At 38.1% G+C, this 18,485-nt stretch carries 18 protein-coding genes and 1 pseudogene; 7 read left to right on the forward strand and 12 right to left on the reverse strand.

The window, feature by feature from the left end:
• Positions 1-521: 521 nt before the first annotated feature.
• Together C406_RS0100005 and C406_RS0100010 are read right to left on the reverse strand one after the other, a co-directional pair.
• On the reverse strand, positions 522-2,036 hold the full coding sequence (locus C406_RS0100005; protein WP_017378524.1) for an acetyl-CoA hydrolase/transferase family protein: 1,515 nt from the start codon (positions 2,034-2,036) through the stop codon (positions 522-524).
• Positions 2,037-2,165: 129 nt separating this feature from the next.
• Entirely contained in the window at positions 2,166-2,810 is a 645-nt protein-coding gene (locus C406_RS0100010) for a LytTR family transcriptional regulator DNA-binding domain-containing protein (protein WP_017378525.1), read from the reverse strand.
• A gap of 235 nt (positions 2,811-3,045) precedes the next feature.
• Between C406_RS0100010 and C406_RS0100015 the strand changes: the two genes are divergently transcribed.
• The 4 genes from C406_RS0100015 (at position 3,046) to C406_RS0100030 (ending at position 6,870) form a co-directional block, all read left to right on the forward strand.
• Positions 3,046-3,810 carry a nuclease-related domain-containing protein gene (locus C406_RS0100015; protein ID WP_081503704.1) on the forward strand — a complete coding sequence of 255 codons (765 nt, stop codon included), beginning with the start codon at positions 3,046-3,048 and terminating at the stop codon, positions 3,808-3,810.
• Positions 3,795-4,679: a hypothetical protein gene (locus C406_RS0100020; protein WP_017378527.1), complete on the forward strand. Its 885-nt coding sequence runs from the start codon at positions 3,795-3,797 to the stop codon at positions 4,677-4,679. The genes C406_RS0100015 and C406_RS0100020 overlap by 16 nt, the downstream gene beginning before the upstream one ends.
• A 61-nt stretch (positions 4,680-4,740) precedes the next feature.
• Complete coding sequence (locus tag C406_RS19100) at positions 4,741-5,337, forward strand: hypothetical protein (RefSeq protein ID WP_017378528.1); 597 nt, start codon at positions 4,741-4,743, stop codon at positions 5,335-5,337.
• A gap of 3 nt (positions 5,338-5,340) precedes the next feature.
• Positions 5,341-6,870, forward strand: a complete 1,530-nt coding sequence (locus C406_RS0100030; RefSeq protein WP_017378529.1) for a hypothetical protein — start codon at positions 5,341-5,343, stop codon at positions 6,868-6,870.
• A gap of 360 nt (positions 6,871-7,230) precedes the next feature.
• On the opposite strand, the gene C406_RS20905 is transcribed toward C406_RS0100030, so the two are convergent.
• Positions 7,231-7,392: a hypothetical protein gene (locus C406_RS20905; protein WP_017378530.1), complete on the reverse strand. Its 162-nt coding sequence runs from the start codon at positions 7,390-7,392 to the stop codon at positions 7,231-7,233.
• A 260-nt stretch (positions 7,393-7,652) separates the two neighbouring features.
• On the opposite strand from C406_RS20905, the gene C406_RS19105 reads away from it, so the two are divergent.
• Complete coding sequence (locus tag C406_RS19105) at positions 7,653-8,273, forward strand: hypothetical protein (protein WP_017378531.1); 621 nt, start codon at positions 7,653-7,655, stop codon at positions 8,271-8,273.
• A gap of 1,161 nt (positions 8,274-9,434) precedes the next feature.
• On the opposite strand, the pseudogene C406_RS19110 reads toward C406_RS19105, so the two are convergent.
• Positions 9,435-9,707: pseudogene (locus C406_RS19110) on the reverse strand (transposase); the annotation flags it as partial.
• Positions 9,708-10,094: 387 nt separating this feature from the next.
• Here C406_RS19110 and C406_RS20385 point away from each other — a divergent pair.
• Together C406_RS20385 and C406_RS0100050 are read left to right on the forward strand one after the other, a co-directional pair.
• Positions 10,095-10,232, forward strand: coding sequence for a hypothetical protein (locus C406_RS20385; protein ID WP_155966663.1), 138 nt, complete (start codon positions 10,095-10,097; stop codon positions 10,230-10,232).
• Positions 10,220-10,531: a hypothetical protein gene (locus C406_RS0100050; protein ID WP_017378532.1), complete on the forward strand. Its 312-nt coding sequence runs from the start codon at positions 10,220-10,222 to the stop codon at positions 10,529-10,531. Before C406_RS20385 ends, C406_RS0100050 begins: the two co-directional genes overlap by 13 nt.
• A 264-nt stretch (positions 10,532-10,795) precedes the next feature.
• Here the strand turns inward: C406_RS0100050 and C406_RS0100055 are convergent, their stop codons facing one another.
• The 8 genes from C406_RS0100055 to C406_RS0100090 all read right to left on the reverse strand — a co-directional run bounded on the left by C406_RS0100055 (position 10,796) and on the right by C406_RS0100090 (position 18,150).
• The gene (locus tag C406_RS0100055; RefSeq protein ID WP_017378533.1) at positions 10,796-11,512 is read right to left on the reverse strand and encodes a hypothetical protein; all 717 of its coding nucleotides are present in this window, start codon (positions 11,510-11,512) and stop codon (positions 10,796-10,798) included.
• A gap of 69 nt (positions 11,513-11,581) precedes the next feature.
• Positions 11,582-15,226: a multicopper oxidase domain-containing protein gene (locus C406_RS0100060; protein ID WP_017378534.1), complete on the reverse strand. Its 3,645-nt coding sequence runs from the start codon at positions 15,224-15,226 to the stop codon at positions 11,582-11,584.
• The gene (locus tag C406_RS0100065) at positions 15,223-15,531 is read right to left on the reverse strand and encodes a hypothetical protein (RefSeq protein ID WP_017378535.1); all 309 of its coding nucleotides are present in this window, start codon (positions 15,529-15,531) and stop codon (positions 15,223-15,225) included. Before C406_RS0100065 ends, C406_RS0100060 begins: the two co-directional genes overlap by 4 nt.
• 18 nt (positions 15,532-15,549) lie before the next feature.
• Positions 15,550-15,837 carry a hypothetical protein gene (locus C406_RS0100070; RefSeq protein WP_017378536.1) on the reverse strand — a complete coding sequence of 96 codons (288 nt, stop codon included), beginning with the start codon at positions 15,835-15,837 and terminating at the stop codon, positions 15,550-15,552.
• 18 nt (positions 15,838-15,855) lie between these two features.
• Positions 15,856-16,548, reverse strand: a complete 693-nt coding sequence (locus C406_RS0100075; protein WP_017378537.1) for a hypothetical protein — start codon at positions 16,546-16,548, stop codon at positions 15,856-15,858.
• 93 nt (positions 16,549-16,641) lie between these two features.
• A complete protein-coding gene (locus tag C406_RS0100080; protein ID WP_017378538.1) occupies positions 16,642-17,232 on the reverse strand; it encodes an SCO family protein in 591 nt (196 codons plus the stop codon).
• 28 nt (positions 17,233-17,260) lie between these two features.
• Positions 17,261-17,689 carry a hypothetical protein gene (locus C406_RS0100085; RefSeq protein WP_237740483.1) on the reverse strand — a complete coding sequence of 143 codons (429 nt, stop codon included), beginning with the start codon at positions 17,687-17,689 and terminating at the stop codon, positions 17,261-17,263.
• 41 nt (positions 17,690-17,730) lie between these two features.
• On the reverse strand, positions 17,731-18,150 hold the full coding sequence (locus tag C406_RS0100090; protein ID WP_017378540.1) for a hypothetical protein: 420 nt from the start codon (positions 18,148-18,150) through the stop codon (positions 17,731-17,733).
• Positions 18,151-18,485: the final 335 nt, after the last annotated feature.

Raw genomic sequence — 18,485 nt, forward strand, 5'->3', positions numbered from 1 at the left:
CGCCCATGCTGGGCACACTAAAGAATTGTGATGTGACGTTGTCACATCACAATTCTTCTTTTTTAAAGGCAATCTTGCGGCGGGGGTGCTTCCGTCGCTCGCCTTCAACCTTTACGAGCACAGTTCATTAATTTTGGATGATTTGATTGGTACCACACTCTATAATAAGTATCGCCGAAGATAAGGCCGCTCGTAGCTAACTTTCAAGAATCATTCTACGTTCTTTGAAAGAAGGGTTGTGCTCACTCTTCCTTACTGTATAAGACATCTATAGGAAGTTCTGTGATTAGTACTTCTTCTTATCCAGAACATCTATTTCTTTAATATAATAGGTACGTGATTTTATTAGATATGGATGATGTCATGCATTTTTCATGCGAGGAATTGTGTGAGTACCCCAACATTTATTATAGAAACAGTCATAGAATAAAACATAAAAAACACATACTCGAAGATACCCCCATCCAATACTAAATTGGATGGGGGTATCTTCTTGCAATTAATTCTACAACTAAATGAAATTAAACAAACTGCTCAACTTGCTGTAACATCGTCCCTTGCTGCTTAAGGTTCGTATGCCAAGAGAATGCTTTTTCAAGTACATGTGGAGTTTGACCGCCACGTGTTAAAGCTTCCCCGTAGTATTCCCACATCAGCGCTCGGTACATTGGATGGACACAGTTTTCAATAATTAACGGTACTCGTTCGCGTGGAGCCAAGCCGCGTAAATCTGCGTAGCCCTGCTCAGTGACAACGATGTCCACATCATGTTCGGTATGGTCAACATGCGATACAAACGGAACGATGCTTGAAATATTTCCACCTTTTGCAATCGATTTCGTGACAAAAATTGCGAGGCGTGCGTTTCTGGCAAAGTCGCCAGAGCCTCCTATGCCGTTCATCATTTTCGTACCTGATACATGCGTTGAGTTAACATTTCCGTAGATGTCGAACTCAAGTGCTGTGTTAATAGAAATGAGTCCAAGACGACGGATGATTTCGGGATGATTGGAAATCTCTTGAGGACGCATGACGAGTTTGTCACGATACTTCTCGAAGTTACTGAACACTTGATGCATCTTGTCCTCTGATAAAGTAATCGAACAGCAAGAAGCCGACTTCACTTTTCCAGCGTCAATCAAGTCGAAAACCGAATCCTGTAAAACTTCCGAGTAGACATCGAGATCCGTAAATTCCGAATCAATCATGCCGTGTAGTACTGCATTTGCAACTGAGCCTATGCCCGACTGGAGCGGTGCGAGCTTATCAGTCAGTCGCCCTGTACGGATTTCAGAACGAAGGAAATCTAATAGATGGTCTGCCATTTGCTTTGTTTCAGCATCTGGAGCCATGATGGTAGATGGTGAGTCCATCTGATTGGTGAACACGATGCCTTTCACTTTTGCAGGATCGATTTTAATTCCCTTTGTGCCAATTCGATCGTCCGGATTCATCAGCGGTATTGGTTTACGTTCACCTTGCTTGCCCGGGTCATAAATATCATGCAGTCCCTCAAGCATTTCTGACTGTGCCATGTTGATTTCAACAATAATGTTCTTCGCATGTTTCGCAAAAATCGATGAGTTTCCAACTGAAGTCGATGGGATAATAAAACCATCTTCAGAAATTGAGACCGCTTCCAAAATAGCGAAGTCAATTGGACCAATTACTCCCGAACGGATAAGTTCCGCTGTGTGCGACAAATGTTGGTCGACAAACAACATGTCTCCATCATTTATTTTTCCACGCATGACTGGATCTGCTTGGAATGGCAATCTTTTTCCTACGATGCCTGCTTTTGCAAAGGCCGTATCTATATCGGATCCGAGAGAGGCTCCCGTAAATATGTTTACTTTAAATGTCTCCGTTTCGGCACGCTTGACGAGCGCAAATGGAACCGCTTTCGCATCACCCGCACGCGTGAATCCGCTTAAGCCGAGTGTCATACCGTCAGTAATCCAAGACGCTGCTTCTTCTGGCGTAACAACGCGTCCTTTTAAATCTGGATGCTTGATTCGTTTCAGTTTTGTCTCCATGTTCTCAACCTCAATTCAATTTCATGACTATTTTAATAATTCTAACAAACGAAGCCATGATATAGCGTTTTAGGGAAGGAAACAGGGATTTACCCGCTGAAACAGGTAAATCCCTATCTGAAACAGACGTTAGAAATCAAGTAATTTCCGGAAATAGCTAGCGTACGATTGACTCACCGGAATTTTCGTGCCGTCATTCATCAAAAGTAGGAGCGTGGAATGCGTGTCTGGATAGACTTCGCGGATATGGTGGACATTCACAATAAACGATCGATGACAACGAACGAACAACTCTCGCGGTAATATGAATTCAAACGTCTGTAGTGAATTGCGGTGCGTACCCGAAACTCCATTAGCTTCGACATGCGTTTTCTTCCCACGCACTTCCAAATACTTCACATCTGGAAAAGGCACCGGAATCCAGCCGTCTTGCGTCTTCACCATCAGGACAGACTTACCTTCCGTGAACGAAGGATAAATGGCCGTCACACTGCCTACGACTTGTCCATCGCGGTGGAAAGGAACGGCCATGCCATGGTATGGAACCGCAAACACATCGCGGTTGATGAAGTCCGATACCTTTTGTCCAGAGGTTAGCGCCATGTGAGCAAGAGAACCAGATTTCACCAAATCACCAGCCTTTATTTTCAAATCCACTCTCACGCTAGGACGATAATACACATAGTGTTCACCGTCTGATACAGCTATCGAAATTTCATCTGAAAATAATTCCCCCATAACATCAAGCAGTTCATAATCTTGAAAATCCTTCATCTACAAAAGCACCTCTTTCTAAAGCAACCATTCTCTTCCTTCTATTATAAACATGATTGAGGATGTAAGGATAAAGCCTGCTCATGTTTACTTTTTCAGACTGCGGGTGGCACTTTCCCCCCCTTTTGGTACCTGTGCATTTCCAGGCAATTTCTATTTATTAGAAGTAAAAGAAAAATTTTAGAGATAGTTATGCTGAATTATAGTAAAATATTCCTAATATCAATTTTAGTGAATGGAGAAAAAAATGCCGAAGATTCTTAGGAAACAATTATTATTAAATCTATTAAATGGTTCTCCTATAGGTAATACGAAGAAAGGGTACGATGGTGAATTAAAAGTATTAAGCGCATTTGAAAACAATCTCCCTGCTAGCTCAACTGTCATTTGGGATCCAATTTTTATTGAATACAAACCAGATTTCCTCATAATAGATCCGGAATTAGGTTTTCTTTTTGTCGAAGTTAAAAACTGGTCACCTTCATTCATAAAGAACTTCAATAAAAACGGAACTATATTAACAAAAAGTGGACAAAAGCATCCCTTAAAGCAAACCGATAATTATATTAATGAGTTAAACTCGTTTCTACAATCATTTAATTTAAATCAAAAAGATATTTATCGAACAATCTCATCCATTGTAATATTTCCTAATCTAATTTTAGAAGAGTTTTCAAGTCGTTCAGAAGTTCTGGAATGGACATCTCAACAAAAGAATAATTTCTGTAAGAATCATTATTTCAAAGATGATTTAAACTCTAATTTGTTTCAAAAAATGTTGTCTTCAAAAAAATTTTCAAGGAATTTTAAAAAAATTTTCACTTTAGAAGAAGTAAATAACATTATCTCTTCGTTAGGTGTTGAGTCAGTTTTTTTATCTTCACCTAAAGTTTTTGAGAAGTATAATGCACATATGAAACAACCAATTATGTTTAATAATAAATATAGGATTAAGATAAAGTCTCTTTTACCTTTTTATATGTATTGGGCTTTGTTTTAATTATTTCAATAATAACTTCTATAGCTTTTAATACCTTTAATGACGAAGCAAATACTCACTATTCTGAAGTGTTACATGAAGCGATTCCTGAAAACACGATTACTCCTCCAGTGACGTCAGGAACCAAGGTAACCCAAGGAACACCATCCTTGGAAACAGTTCGTAAAAATGAAGTTAATAGCATCGATGAAATTGAAGATATTCCAGAAGAAACTCCAGAAAAATCGAGTAATAGTGATGATGATGTTTCTTCACCTTGGGTGGCACCTGAAACAAACGAATCCAAATCAGTAAAAAATAACTCGAGTTCTTCCAATGAATTCTTTACACTGGGGTCCACTAAAGAAGAAGTTGAAAATATTATGGGAACACCAACAGCAATTTCAGCTTATAGTAATCAATGGTCCTATGATTTTTCAACAATTGAATTTAATGACCAAAATTTAGTTACAGCTTGGACTGATTTTGATCAAAAGTTACATGTAAGTTTAGGTAATGTAAATGGCTCAACTTTTAATTTGGACTCAACCAAACAACAAGTCCTAAATGCAATGGGTACACCTACTTCTATATCACTTTATAGCAATCAGTGGTCTTATGACTTTTCAACCATTGATTTTAATGAAAATGATTTAGTAGTTGCATGGACAGATTTCGATAAAAAACTGAACGTAACTATAGGTAATTCTAAAGGTGATTCTTTTTCACTTGATTCGACAAAACAACAAGTAATTGATGCAATGGGTACACCGACTTCCATATCGCTTTATAGTAATCAGTGGTCTTATGACTTTTCGACAATTAACTTTAGTCAAGATAATCTAGTAATTGATTGGTCAGACTTTGATGAGATACTAAAGGTGAAATAGAAGAGAAACCTGTGTTTCCCAATAGAGACTAAGTCATTGAATTTAACAGGGGGTTAATAGAATGTTTAAAGGAGAAAAGAAAAAATTAATTATAGTATGTGATAGCCAAACGAAGGTATTTGCAAACCAGCTTTCCCAGTTAATTAGCGCCAATGACGATACCGAAAACGAGGTTATTGGAAGTAAAGATTCTTCTATTGTTGCAAGTGTTTGGGAAGAGAAATACTATCTTGATAATGAGGCGAAAATATCGTCTGATCAAGACATCATATTTATCGGTACTTCTAAGTCTTCAAAATCAGTCATTCCAAATATCACAGAGAAATTGAATCAATACGGGATACATTATGGCTGGCTTGGTCACAAGGCTGTAATTTATGTCGAAGATAAATTACTTAAAAAAGATGAGTATGATAATTTCAATGAATTTTGTAGACAACAACAAAAGGAATTTGAAGAAAAAGTCAAACTCAATAATTTAAATACGAAGCCAACAAATATAAAAGAAATAGTATTATTATTGAATTATATATATCCAATTACTATTTTCGGTATTATTTCAAATATGAAGGCTAAGAAAAAGATTATGAAACAACAATACAATATGGCAGTTTATCACTTCTATATGACTGCCTTAAATACCTTTTTGGAGGATTAATAGATGAATTCTTTTATAAAAGGATATGATTTCTACGATAAGCATACCTCTGCTTTTACAGGTGCTACTGCTGGAAATGCTGGTAATGAATACGTTTCTTCTATTAATAGAGAGATTGAAAAAATCCAGTCAGACATCAACGGCTTCCAAGGTATTCAAACGCAGTCATCGGTATTACAAGGTGATGTCGCCGAATTTTGGCATTCAGGTACGCATAATATTGATGCTGCTCTAAAAGGAGAGTCGATCCGAACATCAGTGGCTAGAAGTAATAATTTCGCTTCAGCTGATGTTATCGATAGTAACGGAATTGAATATGGTTTGAAGTCGTATAATACAGGGGTAAGTAGCGCCAAAGCACAAGCTGAAAGCATATTTGAGCGATATACTCAATATAAAGTAAAGGCAATAAATGCCGACAAATCTTTTCAGTCATTAGATGAGTTCATGAAACAACGAGGATATGATGACATACAACTTCTAAATGACCCTGTTTATGCTGGACAAGTAAGAGTCATTCCAAAGGATCAAATGCAAGATGCCATTAATTGGCTTGAAAGAAAAATTGATAAAGAGAGCATTAATAGACCTGAACAAGTTCATCGATATGAAGATACGTTAGAGCTTTTGAAAGATAAAATAGAAACATCGGAAAGAACTAAATCGGTCCCCCTTTCTAGAAAAGAATCAGAATCACTTGCAGAGTTAGCTAAAAAAGGCGAATTTGATGCTAGTAAACATAGTCTTACAACAGAAGAACTCGTAAAATTCAAATATATAATGGAAGAAGCCTTTAAAGCGGGTCTTACTGCAGCTTCAATATCACTTGTCTTAAAGACTGCCCCAGTAATATTAAAAGCTATCGATAACTTAATTAAGACTGGTGAACTTGATGAAAAACAGTTTCAAAAACTAGGATTTGCCGCTTTAGAAGGTGGTGCTGAAGGATTTATTCGTGGAACAATAGCTGCCGCAGTAACAACTACCTGTAAAGCTGGATTATGGGGCGAAGCACTAAAGACTGTAAATCCCGCAGTAATCGGAGTAGTAACAGTAATAGTATTAGATGTAATTAAGAATTCTTTTTTTGTAGCCAATGGCAGAATGACAAAAGGAGAACTTATTGATAACTTGGTAAGAAGCATGTATGTATCTGCATGTTCTTTAATCTTAGGGGGCATTACTCAGGGTCTTATTACAATCCCAGTATTCGGTTTTATGTTAGGAAGTTTTATTGGATCAACAATTGGTTCTTTCGCTTATTCCACTTCGTATAAAGCTTATATTTCATTTTGTATTGATTCTGGATTCACTATGTTTGGAATTGTGGATCAAGATTATCAGCTTTCACAAGAGTTATTAGAGGAAATCGGCTTATCCATATTTGAATATGAAAAATTTCAAATTGAATCATTTGAACCCATTACTTTTGAAGTCGACACTTTTAATTTTAATTCATTTACATATGAGTCTATTGGGATAACAGTACTAAGAAGAGGTGTTATTGGCGTGAATCAAATTGGATATATATAGAGAAGAGATTATCTCTGTGTAATTTTTTCTGAGCAAAGGGAAGGTCCAACGCTGATTTTCTTTTTGCTTTTATCATGAGATTTATTTCTTATTTAAATCCTTTATTTTCCTTACTCCCTGATCCTTATATATTAAATATACTCCTTAACCTAAGTGTCCGGCTGCTACATTCCATTTTAACGGATAGCGGTCCAATATCTCATCCCCGATTACCGACACACTGAATTATATTGTTTTTATCCCTGGGAAGCGAATTCTAAACGAACCAGAAACGCTCGAAGTGACAATGCATGCACTTCCCTCCTCTCTTTCAGCTTTTTGTCCGATCGACTTTACCTCATTCGCATCAAACGGACCTCTCTACCCTAAAGATTGTGCATGGTCCTCACTGTTCGGATCCGCTAGCTCGACTAAGTATCTGCTATATCCTGATGGTCCTCCTACATCCTCAGATGGATAGGCTTGTTTACTGGACCACCAAACGATCGATAACTGTGGTGCACTTCTATCATGTGCTGCCAATCTTCTCCCAAGTCATACTGATAGGTAAATACATCGTTTCTTTCTATTCCCATTTTCCCTATCCGTGTATCTCTAGCATCCAAATACGTGCGATCCAGAAGGAAATATTCATAATAGGTACACAATTTGATTTTAAATGCCTTCAATTAATTTACTAGTATAGGTAACAATTGATTTCAAAATAATAAGAGATAATTTCTACTTGGTGGTCACTTCTATTGCTTTTCTTATATACTAGAGTAAGATGTGAGGGATTTATTATGCAACAATTAATGAAAATAGTATATGAGGTCATAATGATTTTACTTGTTATGCTGACCCTTGTTACCCTTTGGACCGAAGACACTTATAACTCGACCATAAATTGGATAGTATGGGGCGTCTTTTTTATCGACTTTTTCATTCGTCTACTAACGTCAAAGGAAAAGTGGAACTTTGTAAAGAAAAATCCCTTTCTTGTAATTGCCATCATTCCATTTGATCAATTCTTTCAGGCAGCCAGAATTGTACGGATACTATATTTCTTTAGGATAAAAACGATAACAAAGTATTATATTTCACCATATGTAAAAAAACTTTCTTTCCAATCCGTGAGTTTAATAGTATCCATACTGCTCGTTATATTGGTTGCGGAGACCTGGGTTATTTGGTTCCTAGAAAATTCTGTCCAAACTTATTACGACGCATTGTTCGTTTTATCTGGTTATTTATTCTTTTTTGGTCATGGAGTATTTGTAATTAAAGACCCCATATCAATCTGGACTTTAACCGGCATATCCATTATCGGGATTGCGATTCAGGGTTTGGCACTTCAGTGGGCTTTTACTAAGGCAGAAACATTGTATACTGCTATTAAAGAAAAAAATAGATCTGTTTCCTAGGATAGTTAAGGAGAAAATAAGCTCTGCTTTAGGTGGAGTAACAGAAGACACCTCCAATTCTGACTCATATCAGATTGAGGCCACTGAAAAACCTACGTTTTTAAAGTTTGTAAGTGTGTTTAAATTGAAAAAGGCAACATTTCGTTCGATTTTGAACGAAATGTTGCCTTTTTCTTTCGTACTACTTACTCTGCTTCCTTCAGTAAGGTCATAATTCGTTTGAGGTTTACTGCGAATATGGCCATGAAAACGAGCGCAGTGAGAGTGACGAAGTCTAACACTGCATCGACTATGCTTTCCGGCTCGCTATAAACGGCAAACCCACTGCATCATAACCTAGAGAGTAAAAAGAATCGTGATGTGACCTTGTCACATCACGATTCTTCTTTCTGATAGGCAATCTTGCGGCGGGTGTGCGTCCGTCGCTCGCCTTCAACCTTCACGTGCACAGGTCATTGATTTTGGGTTATTAGAGAATGGACACTTACTGCCTAGAAAAAAAGCTGCCAAAGATGAAATTCCGGCCGCTCGTAGCTAACTTTAAAGAATCATTCTGCGTTCTTTGAAAGATGGGTTTCACTCACTTTCCCGAACCTATGTAAGACACCAATGCCGCTCAATTTGTGTCTTACACAGGTATGAAAAATCCTAGCTTGAAGTGAGCGCAGCATAGAATATCTCAAACAAAAATGTTTCAAATCGTCTAGCCGTTTCACCTATTTATCACTTCGGTTTTGAACTTTCTTTAACGAGGATAGCGAGTGTTGCATCATATGAAAAATTATTTGACGCTTATCTTTTAGTAGACTTAATTTAGCTGATCTTGGATTACCTATAAGTCTCGAACAGCATATATTCAGCTCAGCATCTAAAGGTGCCCACCCATTGTGAATTTAGATACTATTCATGATTGTATCTGGTGATATTTATTAAATAAAATAATACACTTCAAAATTGTTTATCAAAATTTCTCAATATATTTGTCGTGGCACCACTTAAATTATGACTATTTACAAAATTGATCATCTATTCAAAATTACTTTTAAGAAACCCATTACCTATAGATTTTATAGAATTCTTCATGCAATTGCATTCTAAATTTTTTTCACACAGGTACCCGATTTACGTTACGTATTACTTACTTTGCTTCCTTCAGTAAGGTCATAATTCTATGGCCATTGCTCCTTGCATCTGCAAACCAAATAAACCTGCATATGATACTACATCATACCTGTGTCTTTCTTTCAATTCACTATTTTTTACTTCGATTTTATAGCGGAATTTCGCTTTCCCTTTAAATTCCTCACTACTCTTCTTGATCTTTATGTTCTGTCGATTTATGGTCACAGAATAGTTCTTACTTTTCGCCCCTTCTGTATAACACCCTTTACGAAACGGACAGATTTTACATGTATCAATATCAAAATAGTAGGTTTATCTTTGGTATATATACAAGTGATTGAAGTGGAAGGCGGCGACTCCGGCGGGAAAAGCGAGACAGACGAGACCCCGCAGGTAGCGCAAGCGGACGAGGAGGCTCGACGCTCGCCCCGCGGAACGCGTCCGCCTGCAACGGAAATCACCTACCCATGCTAAGAAATTATAAATTAACTTTTTCAGTGCCGTTGCAGTTAAGATCATGTGGGGACTAAGCCATCAATATCTACACATCTTGAGTTTCTCTATTCCTACAATGGGTCTATCAATCATCCATCAAAGTTATAACCTCATATATTAGTAAAATAGAAAGGAGGATGTTTATGAAAGAAACATACAAAGCCGACTGTAATTGCCTAAAGTCTAGAGAGCGTAATTGTACATGTGGATGTTCGAGCGAATGTTGTTGTAACAGCACATCCCGATGCGATAGTCACCGTAATCGATGCCATAACCGATGTCATTCATGTTGTCGTAGAGATTTATGTAATAAAGATTTTCAAATTAACTTGGCTGGATTAACAGACGGCCTTAATTATCGCCTTCGTCAACTATTAGGGCATCAAGTAGCTATCGTTCTAGATAACGAGGTAAAGATAATCGGAACCATTGCCTTTATCGGGTCTAACTTCATTGAATTATTGATAGAACAAAACCACGCACCTACCGAAGACACGGATCAAACTGAAAGTGAAACACTCGATGAACCGGAAAAAAGAGATCATAAAAAAGGCGACTCTTGTATTATTCCAATCAATAAGATAATGACTGTAGAATTTAAATGTGGTTCTACTCCTAGTGAAAACGAAAATCTTCTATAAAAGCCAAAAACAGGGCTAAATAAGTCCTTTTTATTAGAACCTGTTTTATGTTTACAAATCGAAAATAAAGCATTAGAGGTTGTAATGAAAGTGGCAACTCCAGCGGGATAAACGTGTCCAGGTTAGACTCAGGAGGCTCATGGACCGCGGAAATCGTCCACTTGAAACGGAAATCAACAGTTGTTTTCAGAACCTTTTAAAATGAATAGAGGGCTGTTCGAAAAGTCATTTCAAACGACTTTTCGAACAACCCTGTTTTTGATTCTACTCTTTATTAAATGTAATGAGAGAAATCTTTTCCCTTTGAATACTAGTTGTTTCTCCTTGTTGGTCCAATGCAATAGAGTCTTTATATACATCTGCTAGAATTCCTTCAATTGTTGACTCATCCGTCTTGACTTGTACGTGTTTTTCTACATAAAGTAGCAAATAAACATCTAAGGAAATTCTGAAAAATAAATGAAGTAACTCTGGCGAGGAGGAAACGACATCACCGAAATGAAACGTTAAATCTCTTCGAAAGCAAGGGTCTATTAGACTTAGTTCTGGTTCATGGAAAGGTTCTGCAAACCGACCATAAGGCTTAATGGTTTCTATTTGACTATAGGGGTAAAGCCATCTAGATTCTTCTTCCTCAAGACTCACAAAATCAAATCCAGATAGAGTGACTTTTCCTTCGACAGTTTCCCCTAAACCATTTGTGATTTCAACTCGTATACCAATTAATCCATCGAAAACTTTTTGATAGGTTTCATTTATCGATCGATCACTATCTAATGCTAAATCCAATAGTAGTTCATTGGCAGCTTCAATTTCCTCAAGAACTTTTTCTAACTCATTGGGCGGAAGGCAGTCGGTCGGGGAAGGAAGTTTTGGAGAAGGAAATCGGTCAGGGCAACACGCTTTTGGAATACAAAAATCATTTATTAGCATATGGTCTCCTACTCTACTTGTATCGTTACGTCTATTTTCTATTTTCACTTTTCTCACCTCCTTTATTGATAGTATATGTAGAAAGAGAGAAGAAAACTCTCTTCTCTCCCTAATTTACTATTTTTCTAATGGGGGTAAGAGTTTATTAATCTCACTGTATACTCTCATAATCCCCCACATTCCTTGCTCGATATCCCACATGATATTGCCAGATCGATACATATAATCACCCGGGAATCCTTTATAAGCTCCCGCTCCACCGAGTAATTCTAGGTTCTGAGTAGAGCCAGCTATATTGTGTCCACTAAATGATTCTGTACGGGAATTTATATTCATTTCTTCAAAACGCCACCGATGCCCGTGAAGGTGAAACGTATGTGTCCTACGTCTTTCTGCTGGCGTAATTAATCTGATCGTTACCGGATCTCCTACATAACTTTCAAATAATGTGGTAGCAGGATCTTTAAAAACACGTGAACTGAATAAGTCGTGAAGCACTGGCTGCTCTAGAAACCGGTTTAATAACCGTTCGCTTCGATAGTTAAATCCACGGGAGCCTTGGTCATACGTGTCAACATCTTCCACATCTTCATGTGGTGGAGGAAGTAAGACACCGGCAAGGGGATCGATAATAACGTCATTGTTTTTATCCATTAATCTCACTCCGTCATGCATAATCATGACAAATTCTCTTATATCGGGTAAAAAAGGATTTCGAAGTATAACGCTTGCGCCTGTTCGTACTGGTTGTAGTGTATATGGATTCAAATATTTAGTACCACGGGGTTCAGCAATAAACGCTCCGAATGCCCCTTGGGATTTGTGGTTACGAATATCCGCCATATCCCACATTCCACAAGATCCTACTTGAGCATCTACCTCCCATCGATACGTTCTACTTTCCCCTGGTCCAACAGTTTGATCGCCATTGAATCCAACAGTTTCACCCGCTGAGGTTTTCACGTCATATTGAATTAATTGGGGGTGCAGTGAGATTCGAAGAGAAGGTGGATAACAGGCCTGCTGTTTAACAGTCGGATAGGGGTAAATGCCATCTCGAAAAGGAAACAGTTCTTTTTTTAATAGACTGGTTAAAGTCACTTCTACAGTGTCTCCAACATTCCCTCGAATAACTAGGGGTTCCGGTCTTTTCGTCCCTTCGACAATGGCTTCCATATCTTCCTTAAGGCTGAATACAATACCATTCGCATCGTAGTCTCCATAGTCGTTATACATAATGGGAACTTGAAAAGCGACAACATCAAAGTAACGGACCGGTCCATTCCCAACTGGAATTATTGTAGGGTCTGCCGCTTGCGGTGGTTTTTTTCCTGTACACTCTGGTAATGGTTTGGATCGCTTTAAAGGTGTCGGACGATCCTCTAAAGGGATTAAATCTGGCACCTTTTCGTCATAGGCTCGAATTAACCCCCAAAGACCGTTCCATAAATCTTCTTCTGTTTCAAAAGCCCACAAGTAGTCTCCAGATCTTGGAATATAGGTTTCTAGAGTAAAGGACTCAGAAATACCAACATGTTGTTGCTCTTCCATTTTAGAATTCAAACTACGCCGTGCTCTTAGCCAACGTAGTCCATGAATAATAAGACTGTGAGATTCTTCTTGAGCACCTTGAAGAAGACGAATACGAATACTATCTCCCTCATACGCTTTCAGTATTGGTGTAATAGGATCTCCACTTACATAGGAACTGAATGAATAGGCTGGATCACAATCCTCACCCAAGCGAAATTGTAGGGGTTCATTTTTATAATTTACTCCAAATAATCCGGGATCATCTTGAGAGCCTGGGAATTTTGGAGGATTAAGAGGTTGACCGTTTTTATCAAACAACAAAGCAAAGTCTTGAACAAATAAAGCCAAATCTCGGTAATTCGGAATTAGAGGATTGTGGACAGTAATTTGAGTACCGTGATCTACTTCTTCTCCTGTTGACGAGTCAAGAAAACTTGAAAAACGGGGATGAACAACCCCTGACCCAAACACACCATGCTGCTGGTGTGCTGATGCAAATAAATGATCATGAAAAAACCATGCTTTCAACTCAACATCAGCGTAATAGGCATATTGAATCGTTTCATTGGGTAATACGCCAGAGTCATAATTCCACCCAACATTTCCACCATCGTTAACCAGAACATCAAATTTCACAAAGTGGATATGAAAGCCAGTCTCGTACGTTCTAGTTACCAGTTGGAATGCATCTCCATCTAAAATGTGAGGCAATCTGTTTGTAAAGTTAATATGATAACAAGTATGTGCCGGAGCATGAATGACGAGAGGTTCTGGTTCTTTCTTACCTGAACAAACATCTTCTAAATCTTCATCTAGAACAAAAATTCGCGCTTTGGGGTCATGCCACCCTTGTTTGTTGTACTGGATGGGGAGTTGTATTGCCGAAATGTTAAAGACCTTAATCGGGGAGTCTTTAGGACAAGGGTCCGTAAATACTGCCCCAGGTCTAGGATTTTCGATAGCAGCATTACGTTCTAATTCTGTCAGTCCTCTCCCCCCCACTATTCCTAGCGGTGGACGCGGCGCCTTATAACCAACTTTACCAGGAATGAAATTCGGAAACCCTGGCTTTTCTTTCGTTGGCATAGGTGGAGCCTTCCGGTCAGGTAATGGCTTTAATGCTTTAATGGGAAAACCATTCGGATAGCATTGACTTCCATCCTGAAGTGTATTGAATACACGGTTCATCCCCCACATACCCGCTGCAAAGTGCGGATAAAGATGGCAGTGAATAATGGCATCCCCAAATGAGCCATGCAAACTTCCTAAACCATACAACGGCTCAATTGAATAGTGGGACTGAGGACTGATGGATTGCGAATCGAGTAATTCTGAGTTGAGATCTTGATTATCACTTAACCATTGATGAACATGATAATGGAAGACATGCGTTTCTTTTACCCCTCCGTGAATCACTCGGATTTTTGCTGGATCTCCAACATACCCGCGTAGAATGGGCGTAGATGGATCTCCAAACACCCATGAATCATGGTGCACTTCTTCCCCTTCACAATTAGGGCAAACTACGCCTTCATCTATAAGCTGTTCACGTCTATTCACTGGATCATACCGATAATTAATCCCGTGAAAAGATTGCTCTTCCTGGTTCGTTAAATGATTGATAGGACGATTTCCTGTTAAATCATTTACTTCCATTTCATCATGGAAGATCCATGCGTATTCCCGAAATGAAGGTAACAATGGATGGTGAACATCTGCATATACCCCACTATTCATCGTTTTTCCTGTTTCAGGATCGGTCCACCAGGAAAATCGTCTCTCCACGAATAACGAACCTAACAACCCATTTGAATTTGATCCTTTTTCACCGCTTGCGGGATTACCTAAATCGGTAAAAAGAAGCGTTCCTTCCTTGATGGCATGAATACGATACAAAATAGATTCACTCGGAGCAACTGTACTGTCTTCGTTTAATCCAACGTTTGCTCCATCAGATTGGCGTACGTCATACTCGGCATCTTGAAAATGCATACTTGTATTAAAGTCGAGTTTATTTTCAAATAGAATTTCTACTATATCGCCTTCATTTGCTCGGATGACTAGCGGACGAACAAGCTCTACAGGAGAGAAAGGGTTTTTCTTCACTAAATTTTTAACTTTTTGTTCATTTTCTTTTAATACATACATCATGCCATTCGGGTTGTAATCCCCAAAGGTATTTAATACGATTCTGATCGGAATAGCTACTACATGATACTTTCTAATCATGTAACATCATCTGCCGCAGTCTCTTTTAAATGAGGGATTTTTACCCCAATGCGGGTTTCAATATAAAATACATCTATGGAATCGAGATGTACATTCCATACTTTCCCTTCTAAAGCTGGGACGGACGTTGTTTCGACATCAAGTACGACTAAATCTCCTACCATACCTTTAATCGTTCCGATAAACATAAAGGGAAAGGCTTCAGTAAGTATAAATGCTCTTTTCCCTATATTTCGTTTAAAAAAATTTATCAGGGCTTCTTCTCTTTGATCATTAATCGTTACATGTGTATTTAGTTTCTTCATTTTCATTTGCCTCCTTCATTAAGATAATGGGAACACCTCGTCACTAGGTACCTCCATTGAGTAAGATACGATTTGCTCAAATGGAATACTAAGTGGAAAAGGCGAGATATAAAACGGGGCATTCACCATTTTAATAATGGCCGGTGACAACGTCAGATGCCCTTGATGTACTTCGGAAATGGTTCCAGCGAAAATGGGACGAAATACCTGACCCAACAAGTTTAATTGAACGGATCGTGTAATAATCAGTATCTCTTCTCCCTTTAGCTTACTTAACTCTATGAATAAGTTGTCTTCTGTTTGCATTAATCATATAACCTCCTTTTATTTACTAAATATTGATTTAACTAAATTTGTCCATAGTTGAAGAAACCCTAGTGTAGAAACTTTCCGAATTTCGTGAAGCGAAATGAGTACTTCCTTCTTTAAAGCTGTAAGAACCAGCTCATGTTTCGTCGTTTTTAACACTTTTCCGTAGACAACGTTGTCAACTGTCTTCACTTCGACCCACATACCTCCCCATGAATTGAGATTTGTTTGTAAAGTTTCTTCAAAAAATTGCTGTTTAAGTGCTTCTTTTTTTATAACTGTTTCTCCAAACTGGAGAACAAGTTTTTGTTGTAATTGGTTATCATAAATGAAATGTTGGTGGGTGTTAGAATAGGTAGGAAAACCGAAGGGGATGGTTGCAGAATTAATAGCTGTATAGGGAATCCAAGTCCTTTTTTGTAAATCCGTTATCATGACAAAATCTCTACCAATAGAAGCTACTTTCCCCTCTATGGTTATGTGTTTATCATCTTCAACAACAGAAGAAACAATCACTTGTTGATTGCGTTTCATTTTAAAAAATTGTTTTAGTATAAGTGGTTTTCGTCGAGATTCATCGTGGTTTGTAATTTGGAACAAATTTTTCTGCTTCATATATTCTGTTAAAATCCTGGTTTCTTCCGCAGAAACTGCACTCGTTGGTGATGAAAAAGACGTAGAATTATTATCCGTTGAATCACTTTGCATTTTTGAATTCCTCCAAACAGGTACTCCCCCTTAATTTATGAAAAATAGTAGATTTTGGTATAGGCTTTCATTTCATTCGTTTTTAACGTATTTTTATTCTGCGACATGTTCTATTAACTGAAGTAAATGACCAGCAATTTCTTCAATATCTACTCGATTTTCCCCTATAGCCATAGTATGGTGGGCTCTTATTTGGTCATTCTGATCCACTACATACATTGATGTAGAATGAGTAATAAAGCCATCTTGGTTCATATCATAGGCAAAGTTAAAGTAGTGAGTGAATTCTTTTGTCACTTCTTCGGATCCTCTTAAAAACAACCAATTCGTGTCCGAAATGTCAAAAGCATTTTTGTACTGTTGGATTTTATCATTGGTATCAAAGGTAGGATCTAGTGTGATAGATATAATTAGATACTGGTCTTGCGATACTCCTTTTTCTTTCATGAGTTGCTGTAAATCTTTTAAGTCTAGTGTTGTAGTAGGACAAATATCGGGGCAGTTTGTATAGAAGAAGGTAACTAGTTTTGGTTTTTCAAGATTGTCAATCACTTCTCCACTAGTGTCAGCTAGTCTCCATTCTTTCACAGAGCCCATTTTCGGCAAATCAATTGATTGCGGCCAAAAGAAGGATACTGCCATGAATCCAATACCTACTAATAGGGCACTGACAAATACTTTCATTTAAATCCCTTCCATCCATTTTTTGAATTTAAGCCCTAAACGAATAACGAATGAAATGACAGATGACTGCATGGAGGCAAGCAATAAAAGCAGTAAGGCTATATATATTCGTGGTAATCATTGCTTGTGACTCTATAGGAATGTTACATAGAGCGGGGTTTTGTAATACAGCTCCAAACATCATCCCCATAACCCCTCCCCACGTGCCATTGTACATCCCATTTAGTGTCGCAGGGGCTTTGATTATTGCTCCGAATCTATACCCAATACCTGATCCAACAAGGATAGGAAGAAGGTGGAACAGCGTTTGGTTAGGAGGAAGCACTAGTTCAAGATACAAGGCAAATGTAAATGAGGAAATCATCGCAATTGCCATGCACATAGTCTTGGTAAATCGATCATCAAATAATAATTGTTTCTTTTTAAACAGTCTGTAAATCGTTGTTACGTCAATCAAGCTCCAGAAGCATAGAAGAAGAATGAGTAGCAAGGCGTTGATCACGACCTTTTAATTGAAGTCAATATAGTGAGTAAAATGAATACAAAAAATACATGAATGAAACAATTAAAAATGAACGGCATATCAATAACCGTCCCGATCATAGGAGACATAACACCAACTAACATTCCATTGGTTAACCCCGTCACAAAAGTCTGGTAATCAAATAAAATTCCAAAGAGTGCTCCAGCCATCATCCCTGTTAACGCGGAGATAATGGTAATCCACGTGAAATGGAAGGGATATTGTTGAATAAGTAATACACCTGATAGCAGGGCACTCATTCCCCCCATCACAATGCTAATATTCATCCCTAATTGGAACCCAATTAACTTTTTCTTTTTACGTAAGTATGCATACAAGCCTAGAGCTATCACTACATCTACATAAATTAAAAGCAATATTGTCATATTAGCCATAGCGTCACCTCCACATAGATTATGTAAATAGGAAAGCCATTGAAACTTGTCCTTTTGATGTACAGCACATTGGGAGCAGAATGAATACTGTTGGTGGCACCTTTCCCGCTTTTGGTACCTCATTTTGAGTACAATAGTGCCACCCAACTCAAGATGACACGAAATATTGATAATACAAGCTGGACATATAAAGGTTTCCGGCTCGCTATGGACTGCAAATCCGCTGCATCATAACCTAGGGAGTAAAAAGAATGTTGATGTGACTTGTCACATCAACATTCTTCTTTTTTTAAGGCAATCTTGCGGCGGATGTGCGTCCTTCGCTCGCCTTCAAC

The sequence above is a fragment of the Paenisporosarcina sp. TG-14 genome (assembly GCF_000297555.1).
Classification (GTDB): domain Bacteria; phylum Bacillota; class Bacilli; order Bacillales_A; family Planococcaceae; genus Paenisporosarcina; species Paenisporosarcina antarctica.

Coding starts and splice junctions, on each gene's coding strand:
- C406_RS0100005 (WP_017378524.1), bottom strand. CDS start 2,036: ATGGAGACAAAACTGAAACGAATCAAGCATCCAGATTTAAAAGGACGC.
- C406_RS0100010 (WP_017378525.1), bottom strand. CDS start 2,810: ATGAAGGATTTTCAAGATTATGAACTGCTTGATGTTATGGGGGAATTA.
- C406_RS0100015 (WP_081503704.1), top strand. CDS start 3,046: ATGGAGAAAAAAATGCCGAAGATTCTTAGGAAACAATTATTATTAAAT.
- C406_RS19100 (WP_017378528.1), top strand. CDS start 4,741: ATGTTTAAAGGAGAAAAGAAAAAATTAATTATAGTATGTGATAGCCAA.
- C406_RS0100030 (WP_017378529.1), top strand. CDS start 5,341: ATGAATTCTTTTATAAAAGGATATGATTTCTACGATAAGCATACCTCT.
- C406_RS19105 (WP_017378531.1), top strand. CDS start 7,653: ATGCAACAATTAATGAAAATAGTATATGAGGTCATAATGATTTTACTT.
- C406_RS0100060 (WP_017378534.1), bottom strand. CDS start 15,226: ATGATTAGAAAGTATCATGTAGTAGCTATTCCGATCAGAATCGTATTA.
- C406_RS0100065 (WP_017378535.1), bottom strand. CDS start 15,531: ATGAAGAAACTAAATACACATGTAACGATTAATGATCAAAGAGAAGAA.
- C406_RS0100070 (WP_017378536.1), bottom strand. CDS start 15,837: ATGCAAACAGAAGACAACTTATTCATAGAGTTAAGTAAGCTAAAGGGA.
- C406_RS0100075 (WP_017378537.1), bottom strand. CDS start 16,548: ATGCAAAGTGATTCAACGGATAATAATTCTACGTCTTTTTCATCACCA.
- C406_RS0100080 (WP_017378538.1), bottom strand. CDS start 17,232: ATGAAAGTATTTGTCAGTGCCCTATTAGTAGGTATTGGATTCATGGCA.
- C406_RS0100090 (WP_017378540.1), bottom strand. CDS start 18,150: ATGGCTAATATGACAATATTGCTTTTAATTTATGTAGATGTAGTGATA.